The 25,972-nt window shown below is 39.8% G+C and carries 25 protein-coding genes and 2 pseudogenes; 15 read left to right on the top strand and 12 right to left on the bottom strand.

Going from position 1 to position 25,972, the window contains the following annotated elements; genetic code table 11:
* The first annotated feature begins 85 nt into the window (after positions 1 to 85).
* Positions 86 to 979 carry a LysR family transcriptional regulator gene (locus ACFI6J_RS11140; RefSeq protein WP_014976573.1) on the top strand — a complete coding sequence of 298 codons (894 nt, stop codon included), beginning with the start codon at positions 86 to 88 and terminating at the stop codon, positions 977 to 979.
* A 184-nt stretch (positions 980 to 1,163) separates the two neighbouring features.
* Here ACFI6J_RS11140 and ACFI6J_RS11135 read toward each other — a convergent pair whose 3' ends face one another.
* Entirely contained in the window at positions 1,164 to 1,586 is a 423-nt protein-coding gene (locus tag ACFI6J_RS11135) for a hypothetical protein (RefSeq protein WP_061487080.1), read from the bottom strand.
* Positions 1,587 to 2,414: 828 nt separating this feature from the next.
* Between ACFI6J_RS11135 and ACFI6J_RS11130 the strand changes: the two genes are divergently transcribed.
* Positions 2,415 to 2,816, top strand: coding sequence for a hypothetical protein (locus ACFI6J_RS11130; RefSeq protein ID WP_061487078.1), 402 nt, complete (start codon positions 2,415 to 2,417; stop codon positions 2,814 to 2,816).
* Between the two features lie 260 nt (positions 2,817 to 3,076).
* On the opposite strand, the gene ACFI6J_RS11125 is transcribed toward ACFI6J_RS11130, so the two are convergent.
* Positions 3,077 to 3,991, bottom strand: coding sequence for a hypothetical protein (locus tag ACFI6J_RS11125; protein ID WP_156079189.1), 915 nt, complete (start codon positions 3,989 to 3,991; stop codon positions 3,077 to 3,079).
* A gap of 801 nt (positions 3,992 to 4,792) precedes the next feature.
* Between ACFI6J_RS11125 and ACFI6J_RS11120 the strand changes: the two genes are divergently transcribed.
* On the top strand, positions 4,793 to 5,833 hold the full coding sequence (locus ACFI6J_RS11120; protein WP_061487076.1) for an IS630 family transposase: 1,041 nt from the start codon (positions 4,793 to 4,795) through the stop codon (positions 5,831 to 5,833).
* Positions 5,834 to 6,225: 392 nt separating this feature from the next.
* On the opposite strand, the gene ACFI6J_RS11115 is transcribed toward ACFI6J_RS11120, so the two are convergent.
* Positions 6,226 to 6,963 (bottom strand): DNA replication terminus site-binding protein, encoded by a 738-nt coding sequence (locus tag ACFI6J_RS11115; RefSeq protein ID WP_416022954.1) that lies wholly within the window; start codon positions 6,961 to 6,963, stop codon positions 6,226 to 6,228.
* Between the two features lie 514 nt (positions 6,964 to 7,477).
* Between ACFI6J_RS11115 and ACFI6J_RS11110 the strand changes: the two genes are divergently transcribed.
* A protein-coding gene (locus ACFI6J_RS11110) for an IS5 family transposase (RefSeq protein WP_156079191.1) occupies positions 7,478 to 8,240 on the top strand; the annotation gives its coding sequence in 2 pieces (ribosomal slippage) (positions 7,478 to 8,116 and positions 8,118 to 8,240; 762 coding nt in all).
* Here ACFI6J_RS11110 and ACFI6J_RS11105 read toward each other — a convergent pair.
* Positions 8,183 to 8,311 carry a hypothetical protein gene (locus ACFI6J_RS11105; RefSeq protein WP_263615099.1) on the bottom strand — a complete coding sequence of 43 codons (129 nt, stop codon included), beginning with the start codon at positions 8,309 to 8,311 and terminating at the stop codon, positions 8,183 to 8,185. The two genes, ACFI6J_RS11110 and ACFI6J_RS11105, sit on opposite strands and share 58 nt — an antisense overlap.
* Before the next feature lie 2,238 nt (positions 8,312 to 10,549).
* Here ACFI6J_RS11105 and ACFI6J_RS11100 point away from each other — a divergent pair.
* The 4 genes from ACFI6J_RS11100 (at position 10,550) to ACFI6J_RS11085 (ending at position 12,700) form a co-directional block, all read left to right on the top strand.
* Entirely contained in the window at positions 10,550 to 10,786 is a 237-nt protein-coding gene (locus tag ACFI6J_RS11100; RefSeq protein WP_156079192.1) for a hypothetical protein, read from the top strand.
* A gap of 253 nt (positions 10,787 to 11,039) precedes the next feature.
* Complete coding sequence (locus tag ACFI6J_RS11095) at positions 11,040 to 11,414, top strand: helix-turn-helix domain-containing protein (protein ID WP_081106153.1); 375 nt, start codon at positions 11,040 to 11,042, stop codon at positions 11,412 to 11,414.
* Between the two features lie 2 nt (positions 11,415 to 11,416).
* Positions 11,417 to 12,025 carry a HipA N-terminal domain-containing protein gene (locus ACFI6J_RS11090; RefSeq protein WP_348667234.1) on the top strand — a complete coding sequence of 203 codons (609 nt, stop codon included), beginning with the start codon at positions 11,417 to 11,419 and terminating at the stop codon, positions 12,023 to 12,025.
* 9 nt (positions 12,026 to 12,034) lie between these two features.
* The gene (locus tag ACFI6J_RS11085) at positions 12,035 to 12,700 is read left to right on the top strand and encodes a HipA domain-containing protein (protein ID WP_348667281.1); all 666 of its coding nucleotides are present in this window, start codon (positions 12,035 to 12,037) and stop codon (positions 12,698 to 12,700) included.
* A 39-nt stretch (positions 12,701 to 12,739) separates the two neighbouring features.
* On the opposite strand, the gene ACFI6J_RS11080 is transcribed toward ACFI6J_RS11085, so the two are convergent.
* The gene (locus ACFI6J_RS11080) at positions 12,740 to 12,871 is read right to left on the bottom strand and encodes a hypothetical protein (protein ID WP_262385800.1); all 132 of its coding nucleotides are present in this window, start codon (positions 12,869 to 12,871) and stop codon (positions 12,740 to 12,742) included.
* An 823-nt stretch (positions 12,872 to 13,694) separates the two neighbouring features.
* On the opposite strand from ACFI6J_RS11080, the gene ACFI6J_RS11075 reads away from it, so the two are divergent.
* The 3 genes from ACFI6J_RS11075 (at position 13,695) to ACFI6J_RS11065 (ending at position 14,625) form a co-directional block, all read left to right on the top strand.
* Positions 13,695 to 13,967: a hypothetical protein gene (locus tag ACFI6J_RS11075; protein ID WP_231506616.1), complete on the top strand. Its 273-nt coding sequence runs from the start codon at positions 13,695 to 13,697 to the stop codon at positions 13,965 to 13,967.
* Between the two features lie 129 nt (positions 13,968 to 14,096).
* Positions 14,097 to 14,399 (top strand): hypothetical protein, encoded by a 303-nt coding sequence (locus tag ACFI6J_RS11070; protein WP_081106152.1) that lies wholly within the window; start codon positions 14,097 to 14,099, stop codon positions 14,397 to 14,399.
* Positions 14,374 to 14,625 carry a hypothetical protein gene (locus ACFI6J_RS11065; protein ID WP_061487057.1) on the top strand — a complete coding sequence of 84 codons (252 nt, stop codon included), beginning with the start codon at positions 14,374 to 14,376 and terminating at the stop codon, positions 14,623 to 14,625. The genes ACFI6J_RS11070 and ACFI6J_RS11065 overlap by 26 nt, the downstream gene beginning before the upstream one ends.
* Before the next feature lie 99 nt (positions 14,626 to 14,724).
* Here ACFI6J_RS11065 and ACFI6J_RS11060 read toward each other — a convergent pair whose 3' ends face one another.
* Together ACFI6J_RS11060 and ACFI6J_RS11055 are read right to left on the bottom strand one after the other, a co-directional pair.
* The gene (locus ACFI6J_RS11060) at positions 14,725 to 15,114 is read right to left on the bottom strand and encodes a hypothetical protein (protein ID WP_061487056.1); all 390 of its coding nucleotides are present in this window, start codon (positions 15,112 to 15,114) and stop codon (positions 14,725 to 14,727) included.
* Positions 15,115 to 15,123: 9 nt separating this feature from the next.
* Positions 15,124 to 16,281: pseudogene (locus ACFI6J_RS11055) on the bottom strand (IS3 family transposase).
* A gap of 56 nt (positions 16,282 to 16,337) precedes the next feature.
* On the opposite strand from ACFI6J_RS11055, the pseudogene ACFI6J_RS11050 reads away from it, so the two are divergent.
* A pseudogene (locus tag ACFI6J_RS11050) lies at positions 16,338 to 16,639 on the top strand (integrase core domain-containing protein); the annotation flags it as partial.
* A 370-nt stretch (positions 16,640 to 17,009) separates the two neighbouring features.
* On the opposite strand, the gene ACFI6J_RS11045 reads toward ACFI6J_RS11050, so the two are convergent.
* Both ACFI6J_RS11045 and ACFI6J_RS11040 read right to left on the bottom strand, forming a co-directional pair.
* Complete coding sequence (locus tag ACFI6J_RS11045; RefSeq protein WP_145912157.1) at positions 17,010 to 17,891, bottom strand: hypothetical protein; 882 nt, start codon at positions 17,889 to 17,891, stop codon at positions 17,010 to 17,012.
* A gap of 385 nt (positions 17,892 to 18,276) precedes the next feature.
* Positions 18,277 to 19,743, bottom strand: coding sequence for a helix-turn-helix domain-containing protein (locus ACFI6J_RS11040; RefSeq protein ID WP_156079194.1), 1,467 nt, complete (start codon positions 19,741 to 19,743; stop codon positions 18,277 to 18,279).
* Between the two features lie 535 nt (positions 19,744 to 20,278).
* On the opposite strand from ACFI6J_RS11040, the gene ACFI6J_RS11035 reads away from it, so the two are divergent.
* Both ACFI6J_RS11035 and ACFI6J_RS11030 read left to right on the top strand, forming a co-directional pair.
* The gene (locus ACFI6J_RS11035; protein ID WP_156079154.1) at positions 20,279 to 21,202 is read left to right on the top strand and encodes a ParA family protein; all 924 of its coding nucleotides are present in this window, start codon (positions 20,279 to 20,281) and stop codon (positions 21,200 to 21,202) included.
* Positions 21,202 to 22,329: a ParB/RepB/Spo0J family partition protein gene (locus ACFI6J_RS11030; protein WP_061487048.1), complete on the top strand. Its 1,128-nt coding sequence runs from the start codon at positions 21,202 to 21,204 to the stop codon at positions 22,327 to 22,329. Before ACFI6J_RS11035 ends, ACFI6J_RS11030 begins: the two co-directional genes overlap by 1 nt.
* Positions 22,330 to 22,666: 337 nt before the next feature.
* Here ACFI6J_RS11030 and ACFI6J_RS11025 read toward each other — a convergent pair whose 3' ends face one another.
* The 3 genes from ACFI6J_RS11025 to ACFI6J_RS11015 form a co-directional block, all read right to left on the bottom strand.
* Complete coding sequence (locus ACFI6J_RS11025; protein WP_156079155.1) at positions 22,667 to 23,383, bottom strand: hypothetical protein; 717 nt, start codon at positions 23,381 to 23,383, stop codon at positions 22,667 to 22,669.
* Between the two features lie 843 nt (positions 23,384 to 24,226).
* Positions 24,227 to 24,886 (bottom strand): hypothetical protein, encoded by a 660-nt coding sequence (locus tag ACFI6J_RS11020; RefSeq protein WP_061487045.1) that lies wholly within the window; start codon positions 24,884 to 24,886, stop codon positions 24,227 to 24,229.
* A 109-nt stretch (positions 24,887 to 24,995) separates the two neighbouring features.
* Entirely contained in the window at positions 24,996 to 25,346 is a 351-nt protein-coding gene (locus ACFI6J_RS11015; RefSeq protein WP_156079156.1) for a hypothetical protein, read from the bottom strand.
* 331 nt (positions 25,347 to 25,677) lie between these two features.
* Here ACFI6J_RS11015 and ACFI6J_RS11010 point away from each other — a divergent pair, with 331 nt between their 5' ends.
* Entirely contained in the window at positions 25,678 to 25,917 is a 240-nt protein-coding gene (locus ACFI6J_RS11010; protein ID WP_458726259.1) for a hypothetical protein, read from the top strand.
* Positions 25,918 to 25,972: the final 55 nt, after the last annotated feature.

The following is a 25,972-nucleotide window of genomic DNA, read 5'->3' as shown; positions in this document are numbered from 1 at the left end:
TCAATAAATGGAAACGTTTTAATTTCACAATTCCATAATTTGGAATAATATTTATGTATTCATTTCAAACCTGAATGTGACTGTGATGCTTAACAGATTGGAAATGCTCCGGATATTTTGTACTGCTGCTGAGTCTCGCAGCTTTAAAGAAGCGGCTAACCGTCTGGGAATTTCTCCTCAGGCAGTCACACGAGCAGTGAAGGAGTTAGAGCGATTGCAAGGGGAGCTTTTATTTCATCGAAATACTCGACACATACAAGTGACCCTAGTTGGAGAAAAATTTGCTGTGATAGCAAAAGAACGCCTGCGTGCTGTAGATGAATTGTTTCAAACAAGCACCCCTAATTCGGGTAATGAATTACAAGGGCGGGTTCGTATCGCAGCGCCTGTTGGTTTTGGTCATAAATGCTTAATGCCAGTATTACTGGAACTTTCAACAATACATCCTCAACTGGATATAGACCTGACACTCAGTGACGAGCGCGTGGATGTAGTTGACGAAAAAATAGATATTGGGATTCGTATCGGCTTCATGAGAGATAGTCGATTTATTGCCCGCCAGCTCACCAAAATTAATATGTATGTCGTGGCTTCGCCTGAGTTAATAAATAGAGTAGGAAGGCCTGCGTCTATTGAAGAACTAAACCACTTGCCCGCTACAGGGTTAGTAGATCGCAATACGGGAAAGCTTTGGCCATGGGTTTTTTCCATGGAAAGACAGTGGACGCCATCCATAACACGTTTTCGAAGTGCCGACACCGAAGCTGAATTAATGGCTATACAAAATGGACTAGGTTTTGCTCAAATTCCTGACTTTTTGGTCCAAGACTTATTACGCCAAGAGAAACTTATAAGAGTGTTAGAAGAGGTCGAGCCGGTGCCTTGGGATTTATATATTTATCGCCCTCAACGTGGTCCAGTACCACAACGTATTCGATTGGTTTTTGATCACTTGGTGTCAAGATTGAGTGTCCGCTAATGGCACAAAGCAGAAGTAGGTAGTCAATAATCTGTACTTCAGCGCATAATATTTAAATGCTTGTCGAGTTATGGTGGAAACTCCAGTCCAACGAGTCGGTTATGGGTTACGTAACTCAGCGATGAAGGTCAACATTCACGCATGATAATGCTTGTTATCATGCGTGAAACGGAAGTTATGATAGCTAAGGTTCTTTTTTGTTAACCACCTTAGTTTGATTGAAATTTTTCGTTAAGTTTTTGCAGTGAACCTTAAAATCAGATGACGATTTGTCACCTAGCGTAACTTTGAATCCTTTTCTCTTTAAAAAATCAGCCAATCGCGGCGATAGTACCGACTCCACTGACATTGAGTCATAGGTTAACTCGTATTCTATGAATAACAAAAGAGTAGTAAAAACTTGTTGATTTTGGATCATCGGGTCAATAGCGATCGTACTTAAGCAAAAATGATTCTGTCCTCTAACTGTATTACATCTTGCGTAAATCTCAATTTTTGAGGTTTTTAAGAGTTTACTACGAGGTTTGCCGTTATCCATAAAAATATCGTGAAACTCTTTTAGTAGTTTAATTGCTTCTTCTAAATTTTTTGAAGCTGTTCTATTCATTTTTGTCAATCCGAAATTAAGTTTATGACTTGGACTATCTATAAAACAATCGGTTATAAATCCTTTTTAACGAATTGAGTTTGTGACTATGGAAGCTCGAGGTAGCTTCAAATTGCTCCATCACTCGAATTGTGCCTGGTCTCCAGAGCAGTTTATGATAAGTGTATAGTTCTGCATCGCTTAATAGGTGAACCTCGCGTCTTTGCCGCTTACAAAAGAGCCAATGCCTTCTTCCTACTTTATTAACTTGTCGAACAGTCAAGAACGCTCGGTAGTTATCAATATTTGCGATGTCCTTTTTCCATTGATTGAAGCGCTTTACTGTTTTTGGTGTTGAAAGAATTTTTTGCATATTACTTCCATGCCCAAACAAGAAAATACTGGCGGCTACTTAATAATTTGGCTAGCGAACGTTTATAGACAAAGGGGCGTGCAATTTCGAAAAGTTTTGTATCCATTCAAGTCTTAAATCATATTGCATGAGGTGATTGCTTGAGTGTAATGAATCTACTACTAATGACAACAATTGTTTAGTTTCAACACTCTGATTTAAAAAGAAATTATTGAAATATAACAACGACCACAAAGTTGTTATATTTCAACTATGCTTCGAAAGTGTTGTCGTTCTTGCGATTGTTCAAAACGACTAAAAACCTTAATTTGAAAATCTTTATCACTTAAATGAATTTAAATATAAAAAAAAATATAACAAACTTCACTATTAGTAATTGTCCGGTTATGCTTTTAATGTAATGCGATGAGAGCGGCCTGTTAAAAATCGCATTAAAACACCGAATTGATCGAACAAAAATTCATTAGGTATTCAGTATGAACAGTAAAGCTAACATTTTAAAACAATTAGAAGCCAATACTTACGAAGCGCTCAATATAGCTAGTACGATTCTTGACAGCTGGGGATGTACTGACTCTGAAAAGGCCACTATTCTCGGTATATCAGTGAACACATATCTAGCTTTTAAACAAGGTTGGGAAGATATAGCGCTTAATGCTAGGCAATTAGAGTGTGCTAGCTATATTTTTAATATTCATCAAACCTTACTGGCAATATTCTCCAATCGACAAAACACAAACGGATTTATGCGAATGGTTAATAATAACGAATACTTCAGTGGACGAACGCCACTCGATATTATCTTGGGCGCCTCCTGTAAAACTACTGCGCTGCGCCAGGTTTTCAACCGAATAGATAGTCTTAGCGCCGGTCTTTAATGCCTAAACAACGCTCGGATATTGTAGACGCTTTGTCTGTTAGTAGGTAACCTGCTTGCTTTGAGAGTAGAGCGTTGTCGACCCATAAAGAATAAATATAGCCATCTACTTTTATCGCTACCATAGTTTAAAATGCGAAAAAAATTTCTCAAAGTTTATAGGTGATTCTCGTGAGTTTACTTTCGCTTTAAAGTAAAAGTAATAACCGTTTCTTGCCCCTTTCCGCCTGCAATTGTTTGATAGATAAGTGGAACTAACCTTTAAGTTAATTCCCAATGATACATCGTTAATTGTAATTTTGGTGTAATCCATCGCGGAGATAATTCTGAAGTCAGCTTTTTTTGTTGGATTAATCGCTCAACAACTTTAACGCTAAGAGGCTCGAGTGCAGCAACCAGTGTGTCATTGCGGCTATCTTTCCCAACGAGTACCCATCGACCATTGACGTCTAATCCCGGTGCATATACCCCAGTCGCTAATTTATCTTCAAACTGCCAGATTGAGTCTAAAAAATGCTCGTCTGAAGAGATTATGTGGTCGGCTAATAGCGCTTTTTCAATTGCCGAAAGTAGTAGTGGTTCGTCATTAGCATTTTGATTTGATTTGATATGGTCGATAATGCCTGAAGCCACTCGCTTGTGTCTCTTAGGTAACATCGAGCGCTCTGTTCTTGATTCTTTGATGTTCCTATTTTGAATCAAATCATCAGACTCTTCTTTTAGCCGCTTAGCTTCCTCTTTGGTCCTTGCAACAACTTCAAAAATATTATCAAACTCGAGTTTTGCTTGTATTTCAGGCTGTTCTTCGCTGTCTTTTACCAGTTCTTGCAACTCAGCATCTTCTTCAAGGCTTTCGGAAGCTTGCTCGTCGTAATCACAATCTACGGACCCAAACTCACGGCCAACTGAACCTCCGAGCGTTCCGTGCAGTCTTCTTTTTTTGCACCAAGCGATGGCCATCCTATCCATTATGTCTGCCGGAATATCAACAGACAATTGAGAAAAGGCGTCATCACCGGTATGTCCTTGGGTTACATTGAATGAAACAGGGAAGTCGACTACTAGCTCTGCTGGGTTTGTATTGTCACTTGGATTAGAGACACTGTCTCCACTAGGAAACTCTTGATGTAAGCTATAGCCCTCATCACTAAAAATCCAGTCGGTTCTAGTCATCATAAACCCTATTTAAATTTACAATTAGCAAGCAAACTTAGTGTGCACTTAGCCTAATAAAAAAGTTTAAGTATATACAGACATGTGTAGTTGTAATAGCCTACAAATCAAACTCCTGCTTTATATTCTTTATAGCGCCACAGTAATAGTTTACTTGCATAGACACTTACTTTTACCTACATACTACTGTTTCTATTATGTGTTCGCATTCGCCCCCTCTATGTTTCCCATTTTCCGTAGACCCTGTAATTGTCTTAAGGCGCCAGATAATAAAAAACTATTAGAATCGACTTTGAAATTAGGGGGAGTATTAATTTCAACATGGCTGTTGAGAGCTGCAAGGAGCATAAGCGCACAATTGAAACAAAAGTCAGAGCTTACTTCTTTCGCTTTATATACTAGCAACCCAAAATCATTAGCCCTAGGGGGAGTGAAATGTTAACTCTTCTGGTAACCTAGTCTTCTCCAGCAGCTGACTTCCAGTATTAAACCTTAAGAAAAGAGCAACAGGCTATATCGGAAAGTTCTGTTTAACGTCAGGTCAGTTTTCTCACACAGAATCGTTCTAGTAGCTTTTGACCATTTTCAATATACAAAACAGCTTCAACGCTTCGTCTTTCAAAAAGGTAGTGCAATTACTATTGCAACGAAGTTTTTTAAAGCAGTTGGAATAAGAAAAATGAGAGTTAGTAAAAGAGGCTAAATAGCTGTTCCTAAGTGTAGATCACCCCATAGAGGGAAGTCAGTGTGATTTCTGCGATCAGATCAATCGCCAAAAAGAAATTACCGAGAACCACACTGAGCATGAACAGAATAGCATTGATTGACCGGGCTGAGCGACGCCGTTTAGAAAAAATCGTTCAACGCAGTAAGGATAAACGCTTTAGTCGTCGGGCAAATGCTGTGCTTTTGGTTCACAAGGGCCAGTCCCGTAAGCACGTTGCGTTATTGCTGAGTGCAGCACGTTCATCGGTCAGTCGCTGGTGCAAGTGGTATGAAGAATCAGGAATAGACGGTTTAAAAGATGCTGAGCATGGCAAACCGGCTTATTTGCCGGGTGACATCATAGTGCAGTTACTCTTCTTGCTGATTCCATGGACACCACAAGATCTCGGTTATCAGCGTAGCCGATGGAGTTCGGAATTACTGGCGAAGGTCATTCAGGAGAATACTGGGATCCGTGTACACAGCTCGACTTTACGGCGGTGGATGCCAGAACTCGGTATTGTTTGGCGTAGAGCAGCCCCTACTTTGCGGATAAGAGATCCACACAAGGAAGAGAAACTGGCAGCGATTAAAGCCGCGCTTGAGAAGTGTTGTGCCGAACATCCGGTGTTTTACGAGGATGAGGTGGATATTCATCTGAATCCCAAAATAGGTGCGGATTGGGGGTTCAGAGGAAAGCAGCGGTTAGTTCCAACGCCAGGACAAAATGAAAAATACTATCTGGCCGGCGCGTTAAATGCCGGCACAGGCAAAGTGCTTTACGTGGGGCGACACTCAAAATGCTCTGAGATATTTATCCGGCTAATGGAGCATTTAAGAAAAACGTACCGGAAAGCAAAAACCATCACGCTGATTGTGGACAATTACATTATTCGTAAAAGCAAAAAGACGCAGGCATGGCTGAAGCAGAATCCCAAATTTACCTTGCTGTTCCAGCCAGTCTACAGCCCTTGGGTCAATAAAATTGAAAAGTTGTGGCATGCGTTGCATGAAACTGTAACCCGCAATCACAGGTGCACTGAAATGTGGGAATTGCTACAACGAGTACGGCGCTTTATGGAAGCTGCATCGCCATTTCCAGGCAACCAGCATGGGATCGCAAAGATGAAGCAGACTTAGGATCAGTTATTTAGGTATGGACGTAATACAATTATTTGTTCTTGCAGGTACAGCTGTGGCATTGTTAATTATATACATAGGTTTTTCATGGGTCTCTGGCCATAGCAAACCTTCGAAAAAAAATAATAGATAGTTATAAGTACTGAAGTTAAGGCTGTATGGAAACTCTTTACATTATTACCTTCATATAATTGTTTGTTGTCGCCTGCGTGAAAGTTTCTGCTCACATATCCTACCGAAAACTGGGGCCGTCACGTAAGGGCAAAGCAAAAAGCTATCTCTTCATAAAAAATGCTAGCTTGATAGCAGTATAGAAGAATAGAAAAATTTAAAATTGAAGCGGTCAACTAAGTCGTTGAGCTTGTATGCTTGGGTTAGTAGTGAGGATTTGACTAGCTATTCTCCCGTTGTTTATCTTCTTCTGTTATAGATCTCATGTAGAGGTTTATAGTCTCACTCAAACACTCCCACGCATGCCCTTGTCTATTTGCTTTGCGTTTTTGCGGCACATGCTCGCTTAACATTGTGGGGACATCCTCGTAATTACACAAAATAACGGGCTGTGCGGCATTGATGGTATTTACCAGCGGCTTACCCCGTGCTGCCTCGTAATACAGCGACAAATTCACCGATGCATTGCGAGTTTTACGGACATAAAACCGGTGACTATGTTGCGTCTCATCGATGCGCGTTGAGAGCGCCTTAAGCTGCTTAAGGTTGAGGCTAGAGTTACAGTTGTAAAGGTAGTGTTTGGCTCTATCAGGCAAAAAACGTTGGTCAGCGTTCTTGTAAGCCCAATAAAAGTTCACGCTTTTAAGCGCGGTGTCCGTATCAGGGCGACAGTTAATGACATCGATATGACGATACAGCTGATAGGAGATAATTTCGGCGTAACGGTGTTGATGTAAGAACTCGTGCTTCTGCAAATGATTGCGTCCGTGTGAACCATCCGGCTTTCTATCCTGCACGCGGTGTTTGATAGCCGTCTTCGTACTGTTAACGGCGATAATGGTATTAATGACGTCGTTATGGTTCTCAAGCAACAAAATGCCAGGGTACTTGCCCGCCACCCGGCCTGAAATATTATGAGAAGGACGATGGAAGCACTTTAAGGCATTAAGGCAACGCAGTTGCGCTTAGACGTTGAACATATCGCGGTGACCTAACATCAATTCACCGGCAGGGAAGGCTCTAAAATCCTCTTTGGTATACAGATAAACGCCCTGATGAATGTACTTATTGGTGCCGGCGCCGTAATAGTAACAGCATTACACCCACAGCCAGAATAATACCCTTTTGGGGCTCTGGAACTGAAACATTGGATTGTTCTGGCGTGACGGTTCTAGAGACTATGGGGCTTTCAAAATTAACAGTCAGTTGCGAACTTTCATTGAGGTAAAAAATAACGCAACTTGTTTGTTGGCTAGTACTGTCTTCAAATAAAAATAAGTAATAATCCCTCTCTATTGTAAATAAATCGACATTAGGGGTTGTCAATGTATAAGCGCTGGAGAGATATTAAACGCCGTTAAATCAAAATAATTATCACCCCTAAGGCCTGTTGATCTTTCGTGATTAGTTTTTGACCGGCATGGTAAAGCGCTATAATTCGTTTCGCCAAAAATAAATTAACAACTCAATACCATGCCAAGACTAATGCTAACTGATAAGCGGTGGCAAAAGCTACTTCAAGTAATGAAGAGCACTGGCCGCATTTACAATAAACCAGAACACAGAATGACCTTTGAAGGAATACTTTACCGCCTGAGAACTGGTATCCCTTGGCGAGATTTACCCACAGAGTTTGGTGGCTGGAGTGCCATTTATCGACGCTTCAATTTGTGGTCAAAGAAAGGTCTATTAAATATGTTATTCAATGAGTTAGCAAAACTTGCTGATTATGAGTGGGTCTTTGCGGACGGTTCAATTGTTAAAGCCCATCAGCATAGTACAGGTGCTGCGACATCAGATAATGAATGCATAGGTAAGAGCCGAGGTGGTAATTCTACGAAAATCCATTTGGCTGTGGATAGTGGCGGACTTCCTATATATTTTGAGCTATCGGAAGGCCAAAGAAACGACATTACTCGTGCTCAAAGTTTGGTTGACCATTTGCAAGAAATAAATATTTTCGTCAGCGACAAAGGGTACGATAGTGATTCTTTGCGGGAATATATTGAAGCCAAGGGAGGCACTTCTGTCATACCGAAACGCAATTATGGCCAAGATATAGACAAAAACAGTGTCGATTGGTGCCTTTATAAATATAGGCACTTAGTTGAAAAATGCATTCGCACGAATTAAACATTATCGTTCAATATCAACTAGGTATGAAAAATTGGCGAGGAATTATGCCAGTATGGTGTCACTGGCATTTTCAATGATGTGGCTACCGATGTACTGCTGAGTGAAATATGTACAGCAAAGATCAACAGCCCCTAGAGAGTCCGTATCGAGGCTCAAATGTGTCGTTGCCATCGCCGGACTGCCCTACTCTATTCTCACCATCGAGGCAAAATACGCTATTTTGCGCAGTGTCTCATATTGATTATTGGCTTAAAACACACATAAGAGCCTAACAATTGTTTTACTAAACACAAGTTTCGAGTGGCTATTAATCTCGAATCAAGGTAATAAGTACACAACACTTAATTGAACAGGTAGAAGAGAGCGACTGCCTGTTGGTTGAACTTTGTAGTGGCGAAAAACAGGAGTTGTTACTAAGAAATATAAGCACTTAAACGAGGGACAACGATTTAATAAAGATGTCTACTTAAGAGAGGATTTAAGTTGCTGAGGAATTAGAAGTCGTTTGAAATATAGTCACAATACGATTCGCCGATAGGTTTGACGAAAAAAATCTATAGTACGCAATACCTGCCGGATGTTTGCGTACTACAAAGCGACCAAGCTTAGAATAGATGCTGCATAATATTGTATATCAGCACTCACCATTGCCTTCGCTAAGTCTGTCGTGAATGAAAAATGGAGGCCAAAATAAAACTGGCTCGCGGTATTCTTAAGTACCCTTAAGGCAGCTACACGAAGCGTCTGATTATCCCTAATCGCATTAACATCAAGCGTCGCCCCGCTACAGTGAACAAGAAGAAACTGTTCGGCGATTGCTAAGTCGGTACGCTTTTAGGTAAGCAAGGAGCAAGCATATTAGTCAGTCTTGTCGAACGGACAAGTAAGCTGTTTTTGATAATAAAAGAACCAATGAAAAGCGCATATTATAGAAAAGCCCCAGCCATGTTCACACATTCATAGTGGATAATGGTAGTGAGTTTTCCGATCATGAAATAGTGGCAGAAAATTACAAAACGGGCGTTTACTTCGCGAATTTTTACTCATCATGGGAGCGAGGACTAAATGAAAACGTCAAAGGTTTAATGATAAAACAGGAAAGTGCTTCGGCTTTAAGCAGCTCATTGTAGTGTACAGTGAATTACAAAAAAGCAGGTTAACTTAACGGGCGGAGCACCTAGGAAACGAATTCCCGCATCAAATATAAGCCAAATTGTTACGTAAGTTTTATCGGCGATGTATCACTAAACGGCCTTAAAAAAATTATAAATTTGTACCAAGGAGAACAGTGCCAAAATCAATATTTTTACGTCGTTTTTTGAAAAAAATATCGTAAAAAAGGCTGTGGAGAGCAATACGGAAAGGTTAGAAAATGATATTTTTAGATTAACATCTCACACTCAATTCCGTTATATAATACGTAGTCTTATATACATCAGAAAACACTTAAATTTTCGCATTTTTTGAATAAATATTACTCTTTCAACATTTTGCTCGTACCGAGATGAATAAGGAAAGCAACTTCCTGATTAAAACAATGTCTAGAGCGTTACTTCTTGTTCCATTCAGACATACTTTTTGATCGTACCCCCCACGTTACTTCTTAAAAATAAAATAAAAAGGAACGCTTTTTTTTGGGGTACAGAGAACGGTACAGAGAACGCTCTTAAAAAAGTCCAAAAATGTAGTTATGCTTAATTTTTGTACGACCGCGCTATAGAATCTAAACTTTGCAAAATGATAATTTTATTCACAATAACTGAGGCAAAGACCTGTCTATATTTACCACTGAAAAAGCCTTTGTACCTAAGCCTTTTTAAAAGAAGTCGGCGACTATACCTTTATCCATTTACTCATCGTTCTTAAGGAAAATTTTTCACGGTCTTTTTGGATGCATAAAATGACTGAGAGATATAAAATAAGAACTGCAAAAACATTATTGGGTACTTGGTTCAGAAATTGGCTGGCCAGCGGCCATGTCAATTTCTATCCATTGCAACGAAGGCAATTAAAGGTATAAAGAAGATAACTTTTTGTGTTTTCAAAGTGATTTCTGATTGTATAAGATGTTAAGGTGAAATTGTAAAATACCGCTTCGTCAATCATCTCAGCATCTGCTTCTGAAATTTGGAGAGCCCTCTATTTATTCGCTCCGCCAGTGCCGCACTTAAAACTTTTGAACCCGCCGGATATTGATAGGTCACTAACATTTCCCCATCTATAAAAATAGCTTCAAGACCAGTCTTCACATTGTAAGTTTCCGCTATGTTGTGAGGCTTACCACCTTTAAGTGTTGGCCTACCAGATTTCCCGTCCAAAGGAAGTTTAAGCTCATGATTACCTTGGCCAACAATATACAGCCTAAAACTCAATGACTCTTTGTAATCTCCAGCAGGACGAAGTATTGACTTGCCTCGATCATTTTGGAAACTAAGCAAAATTCTGTTCTCTTTATCGCTTTGGTCTTTTCGAAATATTTCATCAATCCCACTAGCGGCCGCTAGAGCAGTAATCGATTCGGTACGCAGTAGCGAACCCAATAATGATTTGTTAACGCTGGTGGGTATTATCGCAGGTCACAACATTCAGGCTGAAGAGCTGCTTATCGCGATTAGAAATGAACTAATAGCAGCATCAAATTCCTAAACCCGGCATTAAGCACCTCCGATAACAGGTGCTTTAGTCCCCCCTGCCTCTCAGTTGTATCACAACGTTTCGCTTTGTTTACCTCCAGAACCGCCGAATAACGGTGTGGAGGTAACGCCCTTTCTTTCTTGCCGCGTTCTCAAATATTCTTTATATAGAATAAAAAATAATATTCCTTTTAGAGAATATTGAAAAATATGCAATATAAGGTATATTTATAAATATACTTCTTATGGAATATATTGAGTTAACAATGAGAATTAAGACCCCAAAAGACGTAGGTCACTACATAGCATCTACACGCAAGGCGCTAGGGTGGTCTCAAACAGACTTGGCCACTAAAATTGGTAAAGACCAGCGCTTTGTATCGAGATTAGAGAATGACCCCACCAGCGTGTCATTTGGTACTGTGCTGATGGTTCTAAACGTTCTCAATATCGATATCGATATGACAAACCAAAACACTCATAAAACAGATGGGACAGCAGCAGTAGCTGGTGGACAGCGTATTCCCCAGAACGCCCCAAAAGACGTTAAAAGCCCATTAAGAAGAGTGAAATCAGGTAAGTTTGTCAGTAAGCCAACGAGAACGCCGGTGGTTGTTAGTAAGAATAAAGCTAAGGAATAGTTATGGCTAAGAGGAGAAAAACTAACAATCTCTCAGTGGCCATCAATGGCCGGCACGTAGGTACATTCGAGCGCTCTGGTGCCACGCATGCATTTACTTACGACGATGAGTGGCTATCCGCAGAATACGCACACCCAATTAGTTTATCGATGCCGCTTACCAAAAAGAGACACACCGGTGACCTGGTGCGCTTTTACTTCGACAACCTACTGCCGGACGACATTGAGATTCGTAAGTTAATTGTTGACCGTGTTGGCGCCTACTCTACAGACACAATGGATTTGTTGAGTGAGATTGGCCGTGATTGCGTTGGCTCTCTTTCTTTAACAGCGGAACCCGTCGATGGGATCGACGAATTGAAGCTTGAGGCAATGAGTCATGCCGATATCGAAGCGCACCTTAGGAATACAGTAAGACGTAAAACACTAGGTATGGATGATGATGACGTATTCAGAATATCCCTTGCAGGTGCACAAGAGAAAACCGCGCTGACACTTCATGAAGGAAAATGGCATCGCCCTCTAGGTACCACTCCAACAACCCATATATTCAAACTGCCAATCCATGATTTAGAAAACGGGCTAAAGCTAACAAACAGTGTAGATAATTAATGGTTCTGCCTGAGATTTATGCGTTACTTGGGATTCAACGTTGCACAAGCGGATATACGCACTTTCGGTGACCAAAAAGCGCTGGTGGTTGAACGGTTTGATAGGCAGCAAGGTGAGGACGGCCTAATATACCGACTTACTCAAGAAGACATGTGCCAAGCGCTTGGTAGGGCTGGCCAGTCAAAGTATGAAGCAAATGGAGGTCCGGGTGCGAGTGAGATAGCCAATCTGCTTCGCTTTAGTACTGATAGCGAAAATGACATGTATCAGTTCTTTCTTGCGCAATATGTATTTTGGCTGTTAATGGGTATTGATGGCCACGCAAAGAACTTCAGTGTTTACCTTGACCATACTGGCCATTGGCTCACCCCGCTTTACGACGTGATTTCAGCGCATCCATTCAGAAATCAATTCAGACGCAAGGAACTGCGGATGGCCATGAAGGTAATGTCTAAAAATAATCATTACATCTGGGCAGACATTCAAATGAGACATTGGAAGTCACATGCAGCTAAGACGTTCTTAAATGATGAGTTGGCTATGGGTTACATTGAAGCACTTAACGCGGATGTTGATGTTGCTTTGAGTAAAACCTTTGCTGATGCTTCTGAAGACTTCGACAAAAAGACTGGGGATCTGATAGCTGAAGGCGTGTTGTCCAAAGTGAGAATATAAAAATGGGGGCTATCCGGCCCCCACTAATGCAGTATCCTACTAGCTCTTACGCTTTATAGGGATACGCCACGCTTTATACCCATAATCATGAGCATCTAACATCTCTGTACTGTTTTTCTTGCGTCTAAAGCGACAAAACACGTAGTTACCTTCAATGTAATTACCACTCATAGCTCGAACCCTCCAGTAACGGTGGGTTTGTCACACACCAAAGGTTCAAACTCAGAATGTGTACAGATGTTGCCATATTTATGAGGACATGGCGTGTCCTTAAATCTTAATAAAGCCATTATTTAGCTCCTAACTTAAAGTAATTAGGAACTCATTGAAATCCTTATTAAAGCCGCCAGGGCCTGCAAAAGGTTCTATAAATATGTAATGTTGAAGTACAAATTTACTTGTTAACTCTCTTGATTTTTTATAGCCATTTACGATACTTTGAGCATGAAGATGTCCAATGCCGATTGATAATCTTCATGGGTCCATTTACTAAACAATGAGTCCCGATTCAGAGAGGCCAGTTGCCGCTGGCCTTTCGGTTCCCAACCCTAGAAAGCCACAGCGCTTACACCCTGTACGAATTTCCAGCGTCAAAAACAAGATAGTGAGGTTTTTGTCTTAATGCAACCCAATACCTGGTGGTATTTTGAGCACTCAAACTGGCATGAAATTTATGTTAGTAACAACTAACTTATTAGCGTTATACAAGCGTAAAATGCCCGGAATGCAAGCACTTATAGTTATTTCTAGGACATAAAAATAAATTTATTCTTAAAAAAGCGTTTTTATAAAAACACGACATATGGTGTTCAAAATTTAAGTAAAACAGCACATGTAGTGTTAAAGCTGATGAAATCACGTTGAGTTCATAAGTGTAAAAGTAACCGGCTTAGTGGGTGGATGGGCTTTACAAGAATCAACAATACACCATAATGTCGATAACAATATCCCAAGATGTAAGTTATACCCAACGCGTTCTATAGAATAAAAGAAGGTGAGTTTGTTAGACAGCTGGAAACTCAATAGAATAAAAGAAGGTGAGTTTGTTAGACAGCTGGAAACTCAATCCATCACAAAGGTTATAGCTCAAGAAAGCCCAACCGAACCTCAGAAGTTTTTTGTCGTGGCCATCAATGCCAATACAGAAATAGCTTATGTAATGCGCCATGGGCGCTCAGACGAACCTAGAACATGGCGACTCGACAACTTGGCTAGGTTTTTACGTAAGAACGGCGTAGCATCATTTGAGACGCTTTTTGAGGCGTAAAGTCATAGCCGAGATTTTGTTTTGCAGCATGCCCACTTTTATAAAGTCGATAAGACATCACTGGCAGAGTAGTTAGAAATGTCTATTATGCAGTAACAGCATTAGAAAGTGGAAAACGTAGGAGTTGTTTTGAAAAAAGGACTTGATAGGCTGAGAGCGCTCAATGAGCAAATGTTGAAAGAAGCACAAAAGCGTCGAGATAAAGAGCCAGAGCGGATAATTGAAGAGCTTTCTGGAGTACCACCTTTTGCCTTTGGCCAAGATAAACAGTACACGCACGACGGCGTGGACAAAAGCACCCTGCGAACGGTATCGACCATCTGTACTACTAAAAGAATCTACGTACTGAGTTCACCTGGCGCTGCGGATGCTCTAAGAGCAGTTATTTTAGAAAGAATCTGGGAGTATGAAAAGCAAGATGAAACCCAATAAGCAGGAACTTGAGTTAATCGTAGGCCATGCTAGCAATGCCCACCCTCTAGGCATGCTAGCTAACATAATTTTTATTGGGGTCTTGGGAGCAGCGTTGTTTGGCCTGTTATTTAAAGGCAAGGCGATGATAGGCGTTGCCTTATTTGTAGTAGCCGGTTTTGCCTGTCGCCAATTAATATTTTTTCTTCTTAAGTTACACCTCAAGAAAAAGTATTGGTCAGAGTAAGCTAGTAACATTAAGAAGTAAGGCCTCGAACAAAATGGATATAGTATGGCCATCTCCTTCGAGCCTTCTAAAGCTTATTTAACCCGTTTCACTGCTGTTTTAATCTTCTCTAGTATCAAAAACAAAGCGTTCTTTATAGGCGTTTGAATATTCAATCACTAAATCATATTCATCAAATGTCGCCTCAATATCCTGTTTGAGATATTCTCTTCCCTGCCCTACATCCAGAGAAAATAGAGTAAGCTTTTCGTTTACAACCAAAGATGCTCCTTTAGCAAGCCAGTGCGTCGAACTATGAACAATGTTCACTTTAGAGCGTCGCGCTACTAGTTGAGGGACATCGGTATCCTTATCTACTTTCTTCCCGTTATGGAGAACCGTCAATGAACTGATAAAGGCCAGCCCAATTCCATTATTAGCTATATTAAAATGCAGCGAAATCACACCATTATTCACACTTGTAAGAGTGACGTGGTCAACCAAATTCACACAACTCAGTTAAGCCGCTTTTCCTAAATTAGCCATATCAGCCTCATATTGGTTTAGACTTTTGCAATCCAGATATGAGTGCATTCTTTGACTGTTATAAAACATAGTAATGTATTGCAGGATATCCTGCTGAGCAGCATGGCGGCTTTGGTAGTGACGCCATTGCACTCGCTCTTGTTTTACTGTACCGAAGAAGCTCTCCACAACGGCATTGTCCCAACAATCACCTTTCCTGCTCACGCTGCCTGTTACCTTGTACCGCGTCAGAAGTCTTCTAAATTGGCGTCTGGTGTATTGTGAACCACGATCTGAATGATGTATCAGACCTGCCTTGGGTTTACGTTGCCATACAGCCATTGTTAACGCATTACACACAAGCTGAGCATTCATCACTCCAGCCCACGACTTTGCGTGAGAACAGATCAATGACAACGGCCAGATACAGCCAGCCTTCCTGCGTCTAGATATAAGTAATGTCAGAGACATATGCCTGATCTAGTTTTTGCGCATCAAAGTCACGTGACAGCACGTTATTGAAGACAGGTTGTTGATGGTCACTGTTAGTCGTTACTTTGTATTTTCTACGCCGTATTACGCTCACGCCGGCTTCCGTCATCAAGGCTCTCGTACGCTGTTTTACAACCGGGTAACCGAGCGAATCCAGTGCACGTTTCATTCGCCTTACGCCATAGGTAAAGTCACTGGAATCTGCTATTATTTCAACCCACTCAATTAGCTCATCATGTTGTGGTTCGGGTTCAAGTTGTTCATTTCGTCGCACGGCACTGTAATAGTTATGGCGACTGACCCCCAGAACCTGACACATCAGACTAATCGGCCAGATCTTCTTATGTTGGGTTACGAAACCGTATTTCACTTGGTTTCTTTGGCAAAGAAGATCGTCGCCTTTTTTAGGATCTCTTTCTCCATTTTTAGGCGCTTATTTTCTTCTCGCAACCGCCGAATTTCTTCCTGTTTCGGCGTCAACTTACCGTTGCCACGAAATGCATGAGCACCTTCCGACTCCTGCTCTTTAAGCCAGCGGCCTAGCATATTGGCGCTAATGCCAAGGCTACGAGCTGCCTCAGCGATCTTGTAATTTTGTTCTGTAACCAGACTTACGGCATCCAGTTTGAATTCTTTTGAGTAGCTTTTTCGCGATTTCATATACACTCCAGTTGAGATTATTATCTTTTAACTGATTGTGTGAATCTATTCGAGAACGTCACGTACGCGTGTTAGAACAGCTTAAGTCTGAGTGAGGGTTACCAATGGATAATGGACCAGAGCTAATTTCGGCGACGCTGACGGATTGGTGTGAATCCAATAATATTGAACTGGTATATATACAGCTAGGTAAACCGCAGTAAAATGGTTTCGTAGAGCGCTTTAGTGGTTTATTCCGCAGATAGTTTCTTGATGCTTACTTGTTTGAAAATCTTAATCAGGTAAGAGAAATGGTTTGTTCTGGCGACTGAATTATGACGAAGAAAAAACACATGAATTTCATGTTGATATAATCTAACTATAATCATAGTTCGATTAAAAAAATTTGTGAGTGGGTTAATCCCCCCTATCCTCTTCTTTCTTTTTCTATCTTATTCTAATGTGGTTACTTTTGGCACGTTCCGAACGTGGTTGGAATTTTAAGCATATCTATGGAGAATTTCGATTGTGGATGGAGCTAGTTTTATCCATCTGCGTATGGATGGCACCACTTGTGTTTAGCGCGGGCTCCATAGCTTTCGCTTGTCTCTTATTTTTATTATTTTATCGTGTATGGTTAAAAACTTGAGCGTTCGCTTTGTTGAATTGTATAAATTGCAGACTAATCTGAATTTTAGGCACGAGAAAACTCCAGAACAGTGTCTGGATTCCAAACAGTTGTTTTTTTGTCAGTGGTTTTGTGCTTTTTTCATTGCTGCAAGGTAGGACGCGTGTTCCGCTGGCGTAGCATGCTTACCCGGCCTATTTAGTCCCATTGGCTTATTTATTGAATTGAGAGTAACGCCAACAGTTTTTTGTCTCACGTCAAAAAGTCGAGATTTTAGCTGCTTGTACCCTTCCCTGACCCGCTCAGCTAATCTAACTTGTAAAAAAGCGATTCGTTTGCCCTCAAGCTTGAGTGTTACTAGCCCGAGTTCGACAAGTGTATTCACTACCCGCCTTACGGTATTCCTTGACCACTGCATCATTGCTGATAAGTAAGGTACGCTTAGTGACAAGGTCGATTTATCAAATTTGTCTCTGAATTTGATCTTATTGTGAAGGTACCCATGCAAAACTAGCGTTTTATGAAGGTGCCGAGATTGATTGCGCTTCCACTTTTCCCCTTTTTTAGAGGCTTGCAGCGCGTTAACATAAACTTTGAAAAATACATTTTTCAAATTTGGCTTTTTATGTTTACTACTTTTTCTTAGAAAATTTAAGATTTCTGACAATTCAGATGAGAATTCCTGAGCATACTTATGAGTACCAAGTACTAAATAATGTGATATGTCGTCAAAGTAGTTATAACGAAGAGCCTTATTTTTGTCGTCAGGTTTTTCAGCACGTGCTAAAAAGTTCTTCTCGACAAGCTTATCTATTGTTGACCTTATTGTGTTCGCGGAGTATCCAAGATTGTTACAAAGACTTGCTGTGCTACGTTTAAATACTTGTCCCTTTTGTTTATCACAAGCAAAATAAGTAACAAAAGAGAAAACATATGATTCTGTTTCGTTGAGGTGTTCAAAAAGTCCCGTGCTCATGAACACAAATTCTGTGTTTGTTCTCATGTTTTTACCAACAAATCGAGTTATTGTTGATAAAAAACGCCCTAACAGTTGACGTGATCGATCAATCCGCTAGAATTGGATGTGTAACTAGTTCCAAAAAGTTACATCCTAAGACCCGTGCAGTGCGCCAACACTTCACGGGTTTTGTCTTTTCAGCGCTTCTTATCTTCCCAAATAATTTATGTTGCTCTTCAGTGAGCAAGTTAAAGATTCAATATAAGTAAGAGAATGTCTTTAACAGATGTAATCTTTATACGAATGGTTTTAGAGATCAAGTTGGATCGTGATCTATTTTGGATCTTTTATAGATTCGATCCGAATCCTAATCTATTGATTTTCATTACTATAGATTCGATCCGGAAAGTTTTTATCATTAAATTATAAGCTAGCCCTGACTTTTGAAGTGGCTCAAAATATGTAACGCGGACATATCTCGTCTAAAAGCTATAACTGACGAGCCATGTTCTGGTGAATAACCAATATTGATCAGGTAACCTTGAACTGTGGCCCGACCGTATTCGACTACCAATTCACCTTTTCTTGGCTCAGACAAGTGGCACGTCTCAATGATTCTAACAATTTTATTTTTGACAACGTTGTGTATTTTAGCTTTATATTCGGGATCTGCATTCGTGAGTACCATGTTTGAAAACTTGCGCTTAAATTCACTAAGACTAGTCGAAGGAGCTACTGACTCACGAAGCTCGTTCCATGTATACATCTGCTGTGCCTGACGTCCGGTAATGAGATGTTCCCTCGCCCATAGACCAAACAGAATTTCAATCTCATTTTTTGTTGCGAAAATATCACTGTCTATTAACAACATTTCGTTAAGAGATTTTTCAGCTCTCACGGCTGCTATAATATTTTTTACTGTCGATCGCGGAAACTGAACAACTGCAGCTTTCTTTTCTATCTTTTTTTCATCTTCATAGGTAACAAGGGCCTCAAGCCTGAAAAGCTTGTAGTACATCTCAATGTCTTTAATTGTACTGTGGTCTTGTCCATATAAATCGCGCATATCAAACGTGGTTGCTGATATTCGCTGCAAAGATTGAATAGCATTATTCATATAACCACCAGCTGATGCATCTGAAAGCGAAATATCCTTCGCCATTGATATAAGAGGCTCCAGTGGTAGTGTAAATGTTTCTCCAATGGTATCGGCCTGTTCAACTCGTTCAGAAATATGATTTATAAGCCAGGTAATAGCGCCTGCGTAGTAGCTCATATCAGGGAGATAGATAAGCCTCCCCTCTTCTGCGCGTGAGGTAATGGAAATTGGTTTTACTCTTCCATCTACTTTTAGTTTAACGTTGATCGTACCTGCCTTATCTTTACGATTAGTTCGCATGGCTTTGACTAGATATCTAACAATTTGTAGCTCAAGGAAACGCGTTTTATCGTCATATCGGTCAATATCTATAGTTTCAACGGTATTAGATGACACCAACTGATAACTATCTCCGTCCGGTACTGATGAATAGTCTGCCGCTGCTACGGTCTGCCCTTTAGGTATCACTAATGTAAAAATTTTTCCTCTACGACGTCGTATTGGATCAGTCGTAATGAACTCACTTTTTATAAGGTTTGCTTTTTCAAGGATTACCAGATGATGTCGAATATTTGATACTTTTCGATTTATACGTTCAGCGATATATTGGAAACTTGCAATGCGTTCTTCGATATCTTGTATTGCAATAAAGATGTCAGAAATCACTGCTACTGTGATTGGTGAAATAGATAATGCACCACATAAGCGGAGGTAAAGTTTTAAATCGAGAGATTCAGGGGCGTCAACCAGAGGCGCTTTAAATCCATATTTTTCTGACAAGTCAAAAAGCTCTCGCACAATAATTTTCCCCGTTATTATAGATTGCAGTTATTTCGTTGATTCGATCCTGAGATTACCCAACTATCTTAATCAAGTCCATTTTTAAGGTTGTATTCAAATGTATGTTCAAAGGAAGTAAAATCTTCAATAGGTTCAGGTGAACCTGATATGAATTTTTATCTCGCAAGAGCTTGCCAGTAAAGGCTTTCAAGAAGTTTTCAATTAACAAATTAAATACTGAATTTAGTAGATTTTTTGTCATTAAAATACTGATTTTCTGTGATGATGCGTCAAGAATAATTACAAACTTTTTATCCTCTATTTATCTATCGAATACGTTTTTTTACTTAAAATCTTTTATATTGGGTTCATGTGAACCTGATAGGTATAAACACCTCTCAACCCCCGACCATTAAAGGCTTTCAGTTAGGTATTAATTATTGAACGAAATAACCTAAACATCCTTTTTAAATAGATTTTTAAAGATTCGATCCGAGACATTAAAAGATTAGGATGTCAGACTAAAGTTATGTGCTGATACAAGGTAAAGACGATGAATACAGACGAAATGTACAATGGGCTGCGCGTGCTTTCTAGTTACCATAGAAAAGGAGGCGTTGGAAAAACGTTTCTTGCATCAACAATAGCATATCTGTTAGCAACCGGCGGCCCAGATGGAAATGGGATAAAGCGTCGTGTTTTGGTACTGGATTATGATTCACAGCAAGATTCGTCTAAAGCATTCTTAAAAATGGATGCTATTCCAGGTGATGATGAATACGCTGCTCCCCTACACCCAGAATTAGAAGAGATTGATGATCCAGAATGGAGTGGTCGAAATACTTCTACTGATATTTTGTTTGACTCACCAGTATATGAATACCCGACAGCTTTTGAGAACATCAAAGTGTTACCATCCGAAGGTAATGTTGATCGTGTGCTAGCTCTGACACCGCAAGCGGACAGACTGGTTTCAAAAATTTCGACACATATGCACGATTGGTTTTCAATTCCAGAATTGGCCGAAGATTACGACATTGTTATTGTTGATAACCCGCCAAGTAAGTCACCTGTTAGTGCTGGTATGTTGGGTGCTGCTACTCATGTGATAATTCCAACTGAGCCTGAATACGACTCTATAGATGGTGTACCTATGTTGCTTAATCGCGTAGACCGAATTAATGAAGACCGACAAAGAGCACCACTGAAGATTGTCGGTGTTGTTCCAAATAAAGTTCCAAGCAAATCACGTCTTACTCAGAAAGATGAAGTGGCACTTGCTAAACTTTATGACAAAAATGGTCCTACTGGAAAATATATGACGCGCTTTTGGCTTCAGCAACGTAATTGCTATCGCGTTATGGAACGTCCATCTGTTGATGAGTCACATTTTAATTATGTACATAATCACCACGCGCAAAAAGAAATGCAGAAGCTTTATGAACTGATTGAAGGCAGTTTATGGGGGAATGAATAATGAACAGTCCTAAAAAGGCAAGACGTAGAACAGTCGGAAAAGTTAATTCTCAAGAAGATTTAATAAGCCAATTTGAGTCAGGTGAAGGCGTATCTAAAAAATCTCAACAGATGTTGGATGACCTCAAAGCAAGGGACAAATCCAAGGAAAGCGAAGTACATGACGATCCTATCTTCAAGACGTCCTCTGAATTAGATAGAGTGCTGGTGGATTATATACAACCGCAGTCAGATAATTCCCGATACTTACCTGTTACGTTTGCACAAAAATCAGATGATGAGTCCATCGCAGCTTTGAGCAATTGTGTTGTCTGTGAAAAGGGGGTGCTTGAGAACCGATTATCAAAAGATAACCCTCGTTATGACGCCGTCAGTTTAGAAATAGAAGAAATAAAAAATTTAGCTGAGACCTTAAAGCACAGTGAACTAGTTCATCCAATTTCTGTGTGGAGAAAAAATATGACTGACTATCCTATTGTAGCTGGTCATAGACGTTTCTATGCAATTCGTTTTCTTTATGGTGGTTTGATAAAGGTTAAAGTCAAAATCTATGCTGAAAAACCACGAAACCTTAATGTGCTCCGTCACATTGAGAATTTCTCCCGCTCTGATCTGACTCCACCTGACGCGCTAAACAGTTATGCAAAAGCAGTTCGCGAACTTGAAAGTTTAGAAGGAGCAAAGATGCAGACCGAACGAACTTCTTTGGTAACGTCATATTTAGGCATTAGTCGTCCTTCCTATTATCGATACGATAAGCTTTATGAGCATTTTGAAATTGTTTATAAACTACTTGAAAACAAAGTTGTAACAAGTCTTATAGCGCTATATGAAGAGATTAAGAAAGCGGAAAAATATAACGATGTCGAGCGATACCTAAATAGATTGGCAGATGTCGGAAAATTTAAAAAATATATACCTTCTAACATATCCAAAAAACCTGGTAGGGCGAAGCAGTACATTACAATGCCAAAAGTGAAAGTTACTCAAACTTCAGCAATTCGTCGGTTATTAACAGAGGATGTTACAAAGCTCGATATAGGTATTGATTGGGAAAATGTTAACTTTGACGATGCTGCGGCATTAGAAAAGGTATTAAAGTCTTTACTTGTATCACTGTCAAAATGACGCATTTCGGTTCAAGTGAACTTTAGTAATTTTCTGGCGCTGCAGGCTAATATTTACGAGGCTTGCAGCATTTTTTAATTTAAAATTAAATTGGGGGAGAAATTAAAGATTTTATATGAGCCCCAGATTCGATCCGACACTTTTTATCTCCATTTTTACCTAACTTTGGTATTCAATTAAAACAATGGCAGCAAATGATGGTTGAAAAGTGGATTACAAGGGGATTTATTCAGGCGTCTAGATACGCGAGTATTAGCGCTAAATCTATCCAACACCTTTCTCGCGTCTATGTTCTTCTATCTATAATAAGTTCTAATGATTACAACAATATTGCTTGCTATACGCTCACAAACTTTGTGCTGACCAAAAGCTTCTCTATAATTTTCAATTGCCTCGGATGGGAAATAATATCTATGTTGACCTTAAAGGGTAAAGCTTTGTCTAACGAGGCATTCGCATTGTGATCTTGCGTAAGTCGAATTCGTCTTTTTTTAGCAGAAAACGTTAATTCCTCAGTTGTCACTACCACAGGCAGACCTAATTTAAGCGCAAAGCTAATTGCGTGAGAGTCGACTAAGCCCCTATCGAAAATAAGAACATCAAACTGATGATGACCTATAAGTAACATGTCCATGAGGTTACCGTTTTTAATCAGGATCGCATCGCATTCGGTATAAAGGTGAGAATAGGGAGAAATGGCATACTGCATAAAAGCAAAGAACTCTTGCTTTGCAGTAGTGGGCATAATATTGATGAAACCAGACTCCATCATCGAAAGGAGGCCTTCTCTTACGCTGTTATGGAATTGGACAGCACTTTTCGCACTATTTTTAAACTGCTGATTTGTAATAAGCTTAGAAAGTGCTCTTACTTCAAATGAATCTCGAATAAAGCTAGGCAGTCCCTCGAACGCCGTGGCAGTTAATGTGTCCCATCGATTGAAAAAATCATCAATGTCGATGTTATCTGCAGGCACTGGTAACGGTTTATGACACTTGAGCGAATATTCGTCTCGGACAATCAGCGTTTCATCATTTGTATAGGCTTTTATCACTACTTTTTATTCACCGCTTGAAAACAATATCGTTAATGTATTAAGTATGAAAAACACGTTTTGATAATTGGTACATTAACGATAAATGAGTAAGGTTGAAGAGCAGCAGGTGGACTGATGCTCAATAGTTCAAAAGCGAGTACCGCTCGAACTCCGGTTGAAAAAAGGAATATTAGTTATCACTCAGTTCGTAAAGTGTTGTATCAAAGGTGCACAACGGTTTTGTTTGTTCAGGGGGGGAGGGTGACAACCAACTAAGAGATGAACTGCTTCTGGTAATATTTAGAGTGGTTATTATTAGGCAAACTCCGAACACTATAGCCAAAAAAAGTTTCGTATAGACCATTATCAGGGCTACTTTACCAGCTTCTTTGGCAGAAACTTTACCGACCACGGTTAATTTGTGAGTTGAATTAAGTTTCATGATAACCCCTTATCTTCAGGCGCAATATGTGCGAAAAAAATCATAAGGTGGTCATTAAAAGCGTAGACTAATGCAAGTAAGATTGAAATCAAATTGCTTTTTTTAGTGCGAATCGATGGATTCAATGAAGTGCTAAAAATGCATTTAAAAACAATGAAGTAGGAATTTTTACGTTTCAGAGATAATCACTTTACTACGCTAATTATCACTAATAAAAAATAGAGAATCTGTTCTATGTGATTGATACAAAGTGTTTTTTAGACTGTTAATTAAAGAAGTTTTATAGCATGGTTAATTTCATCACAGAGTTTAACTTTAGATGATTTGCCGCCTCCAACCGGCCCTATTAAATAAAAGTGTGGTTAACTTTGTCTTAGGCGCGTTTCCTTCTTCTATTAGTGAGAAATAGACAATAATTGTCATGGTTCTCCCTTGGCGAACGGCTTTCGAACTAACTGCAATACATTAGTAAGGGCCAGGAACGTGATGAGCACCAAGAATAGAACAGACAATGTGGCTGGAATGTAATGAAACTCATATTCTCCGACAATGTTGTTGAAGTGCCATAAGAAAAAAAGTACGACTAATGGAGTTAATGTTGCAGATACATAGCCCACAATAGCACATGCCGCCTCGATCATACGGCTGGCTTTACTGGCGAGGCTATTATTTGGGGAAAAGACTTTCCAACTGGTCAACGAAAAGCGTTCAAAATCCGCTCGCTGGATAGAGGCATTTATTAATCGTAATTGAATGTTTAAGTACGTTAAAAGAATAGCGACCAGGGCTAATATATACAGGTACGCTTTTTCTATTTCCATGGAGACGTTGAAAACCGGTAAAGAGACTTCGCCTTTAAAAAGCTGGCGGACCGTATCTAAAGTAATTAGCCTTAAATCTTGAATGTCTAAGCCATAATTGACGTGAAAACTATTGGCTTTTCCTTCTACAAACTCTGCTCGTTTCCAGTTGTCTCGGGGAGAAATGATTTGAAAATCACTGATCGTGCGACGCAATTCAACGAAAAACGCAGAAAACTCTTTTTCGTCAATCGGTATTGTGTCATAGCTTACTAACACTTCACTTTTTGATTCAATAAAAACAACTCTGTCAATTTCGGGATCAGAAAAAAAAAGAATTGCGAAGTGTGGTTATTACCTGAGTTACCTTTGACGAAATCTGAGGGGTTTACAACCTGAAATCGATGTAACTCCAGTCTAATGTGACCTCTAACAGACTGTCTTTCTTCAGCGTATCAACAGTCCATCCAACTGTTTGTAGGATTTCAGATGCTGTCGGGTTTTGCTGAAGATTGCTGAGGTTTTTTTTTACGTCTTGGTAGGAATAAATACTATCGTCCGGCTCAACTTTTGGTATGACCTTGGAATCTTCCTTTAACGCCTCGAAAATCCAAAAACTCCATAGTACATTGTACTTTTCTATATTTGCTTTAAAGGTGCTGTTTAGATTGAACGTAAAGACAAGCAACAATATGAGAAGAATAGCAGTCTGCCTAGCTGACTTTATCTTGTCTTCCATGAGATTAGCCTTCATTTGTGCGTATAAATAATAAACAGTTTTAGTACCATATCGTACGGAATAAATATTGTACATTGGTAAATCTCAGGGAAACTCTAGCGCGTGATCGTAAAAGAGGATTTTAACAGTACTCATTCTCTTCGTAAGTTCACAATGGAAGATTGAAACACTGATTTCTCTATGTGCAGAAAAATAGCTGTCGACCATGAATACTGTCTATTTATTTTACATTCGTTTCATATCAATTAAGTCCAATTCGTTGTAGCTCACAATACATAAGGCAAGGCACATATTTTGCTAATGTTTCACTGCTCTGGAAAAGGAAAACAGCATGAAGCATATTCTTACCACCATACTATTGCTATCAATCAGTAAGGCAGCATTCGCCGACATTATAAAATATGAGTATTCACTCAACTATACTGGCTATGAATACTACGGTGTAAGTTATCTCGATGAGTTACAGATTGCCTCTGAACTCGATGATCTGAACACCAATCCGATTGAAGTCTCATTTACCTATGATGATACACTCATGTATTACTCATATTGGACCCGCGGGGGCATTTGAACGAGAACCTACGGTTTTGAACCCAGTGACCACGTCGAAACCGTAGGTTTCCGTC

It is taken from the genome of Alteromonas sp. G4i13, assembly GCF_054960505.1.
The sequence above is the reverse complement of the archived record's forward strand: the minus strand, read 5'-3'. Positions and strand labels throughout refer to the sequence as shown.

Bases quoted from the DNA above. Each gene is read 5' to 3' on its own strand.
- ACFI6J_RS11140 (WP_014976573.1), top strand. From the start codon at position 86: ATGCTTAACAGATTGGAAATGCTCCGGATATTTTGTACTGCTGCTGAG.
- ACFI6J_RS11135 (WP_061487080.1), bottom strand. From the start codon at position 1,586: ATGAATAGAACAGCTTCAAAAAATTTAGAAGAAGCAATTAAACTACTA.
- ACFI6J_RS11130 (WP_061487078.1), top strand. From the start codon at position 2,415: ATGAACAGTAAAGCTAACATTTTAAAACAATTAGAAGCCAATACTTAC.
- ACFI6J_RS11125 (WP_156079189.1), bottom strand. From the start codon at position 3,991: ATGATGACTAGAACCGACTGGATTTTTAGTGATGAGGGCTATAGCTTA.
- ACFI6J_RS11120 (WP_061487076.1), top strand. From the start codon at position 4,793: ATGAACAGAATAGCATTGATTGACCGGGCTGAGCGACGCCGTTTAGAA.
- ACFI6J_RS11105 (WP_263615099.1), bottom strand. From the start codon at position 8,311: ATGGCAACGACACATTTGAGCCTCGATACGGACTCTCTAGGGGCTGTT.
- ACFI6J_RS11095 (WP_081106153.1), top strand. From the start codon at position 11,040: ATGAGAATTAAGACCCCAAAAGACGTAGGTCACTACATAGCATCTACA.
- ACFI6J_RS11090 (WP_348667234.1), top strand. From the start codon at position 11,417: ATGGCTAAGAGGAGAAAAACTAACAATCTCTCAGTGGCCATCAATGGC.
- ACFI6J_RS11080 (WP_262385800.1), bottom strand. From the start codon at position 12,871: ATGAGTGGTAATTACATTGAAGGTAACTACGTGTTTTGTCGCTTTAGA.
- ACFI6J_RS11065 (WP_061487057.1), top strand. From the start codon at position 14,374: ATGAAAAGCAAGATGAAACCCAATAAGCAGGAACTTGAGTTAATCGTA.
- ACFI6J_RS11045 (WP_145912157.1), bottom strand. From the start codon at position 17,891: ATGAGAACAAACACAGAATTTGTGTTCATGAGCACGGGACTTTTTGAA.
- ACFI6J_RS11035 (WP_156079154.1), top strand. From the start codon at position 20,279: ATGAATACAGACGAAATGTACAATGGGCTGCGCGTGCTTTCTAGTTAC.
- ACFI6J_RS11030 (WP_061487048.1), top strand. From the start codon at position 21,202: ATGAACAGTCCTAAAAAGGCAAGACGTAGAACAGTCGGAAAAGTTAAT.
- ACFI6J_RS11015 (WP_156079156.1), bottom strand. From the start codon at position 25,346: ATGGAAGACAAGATAAAGTCAGCTAGGCAGACTGCTATTCTTCTCATA.
- ACFI6J_RS11010 (WP_458726259.1), top strand. From the start codon at position 25,678: ATGAAGCATATTCTTACCACCATACTATTGCTATCAATCAGTAAGGCA.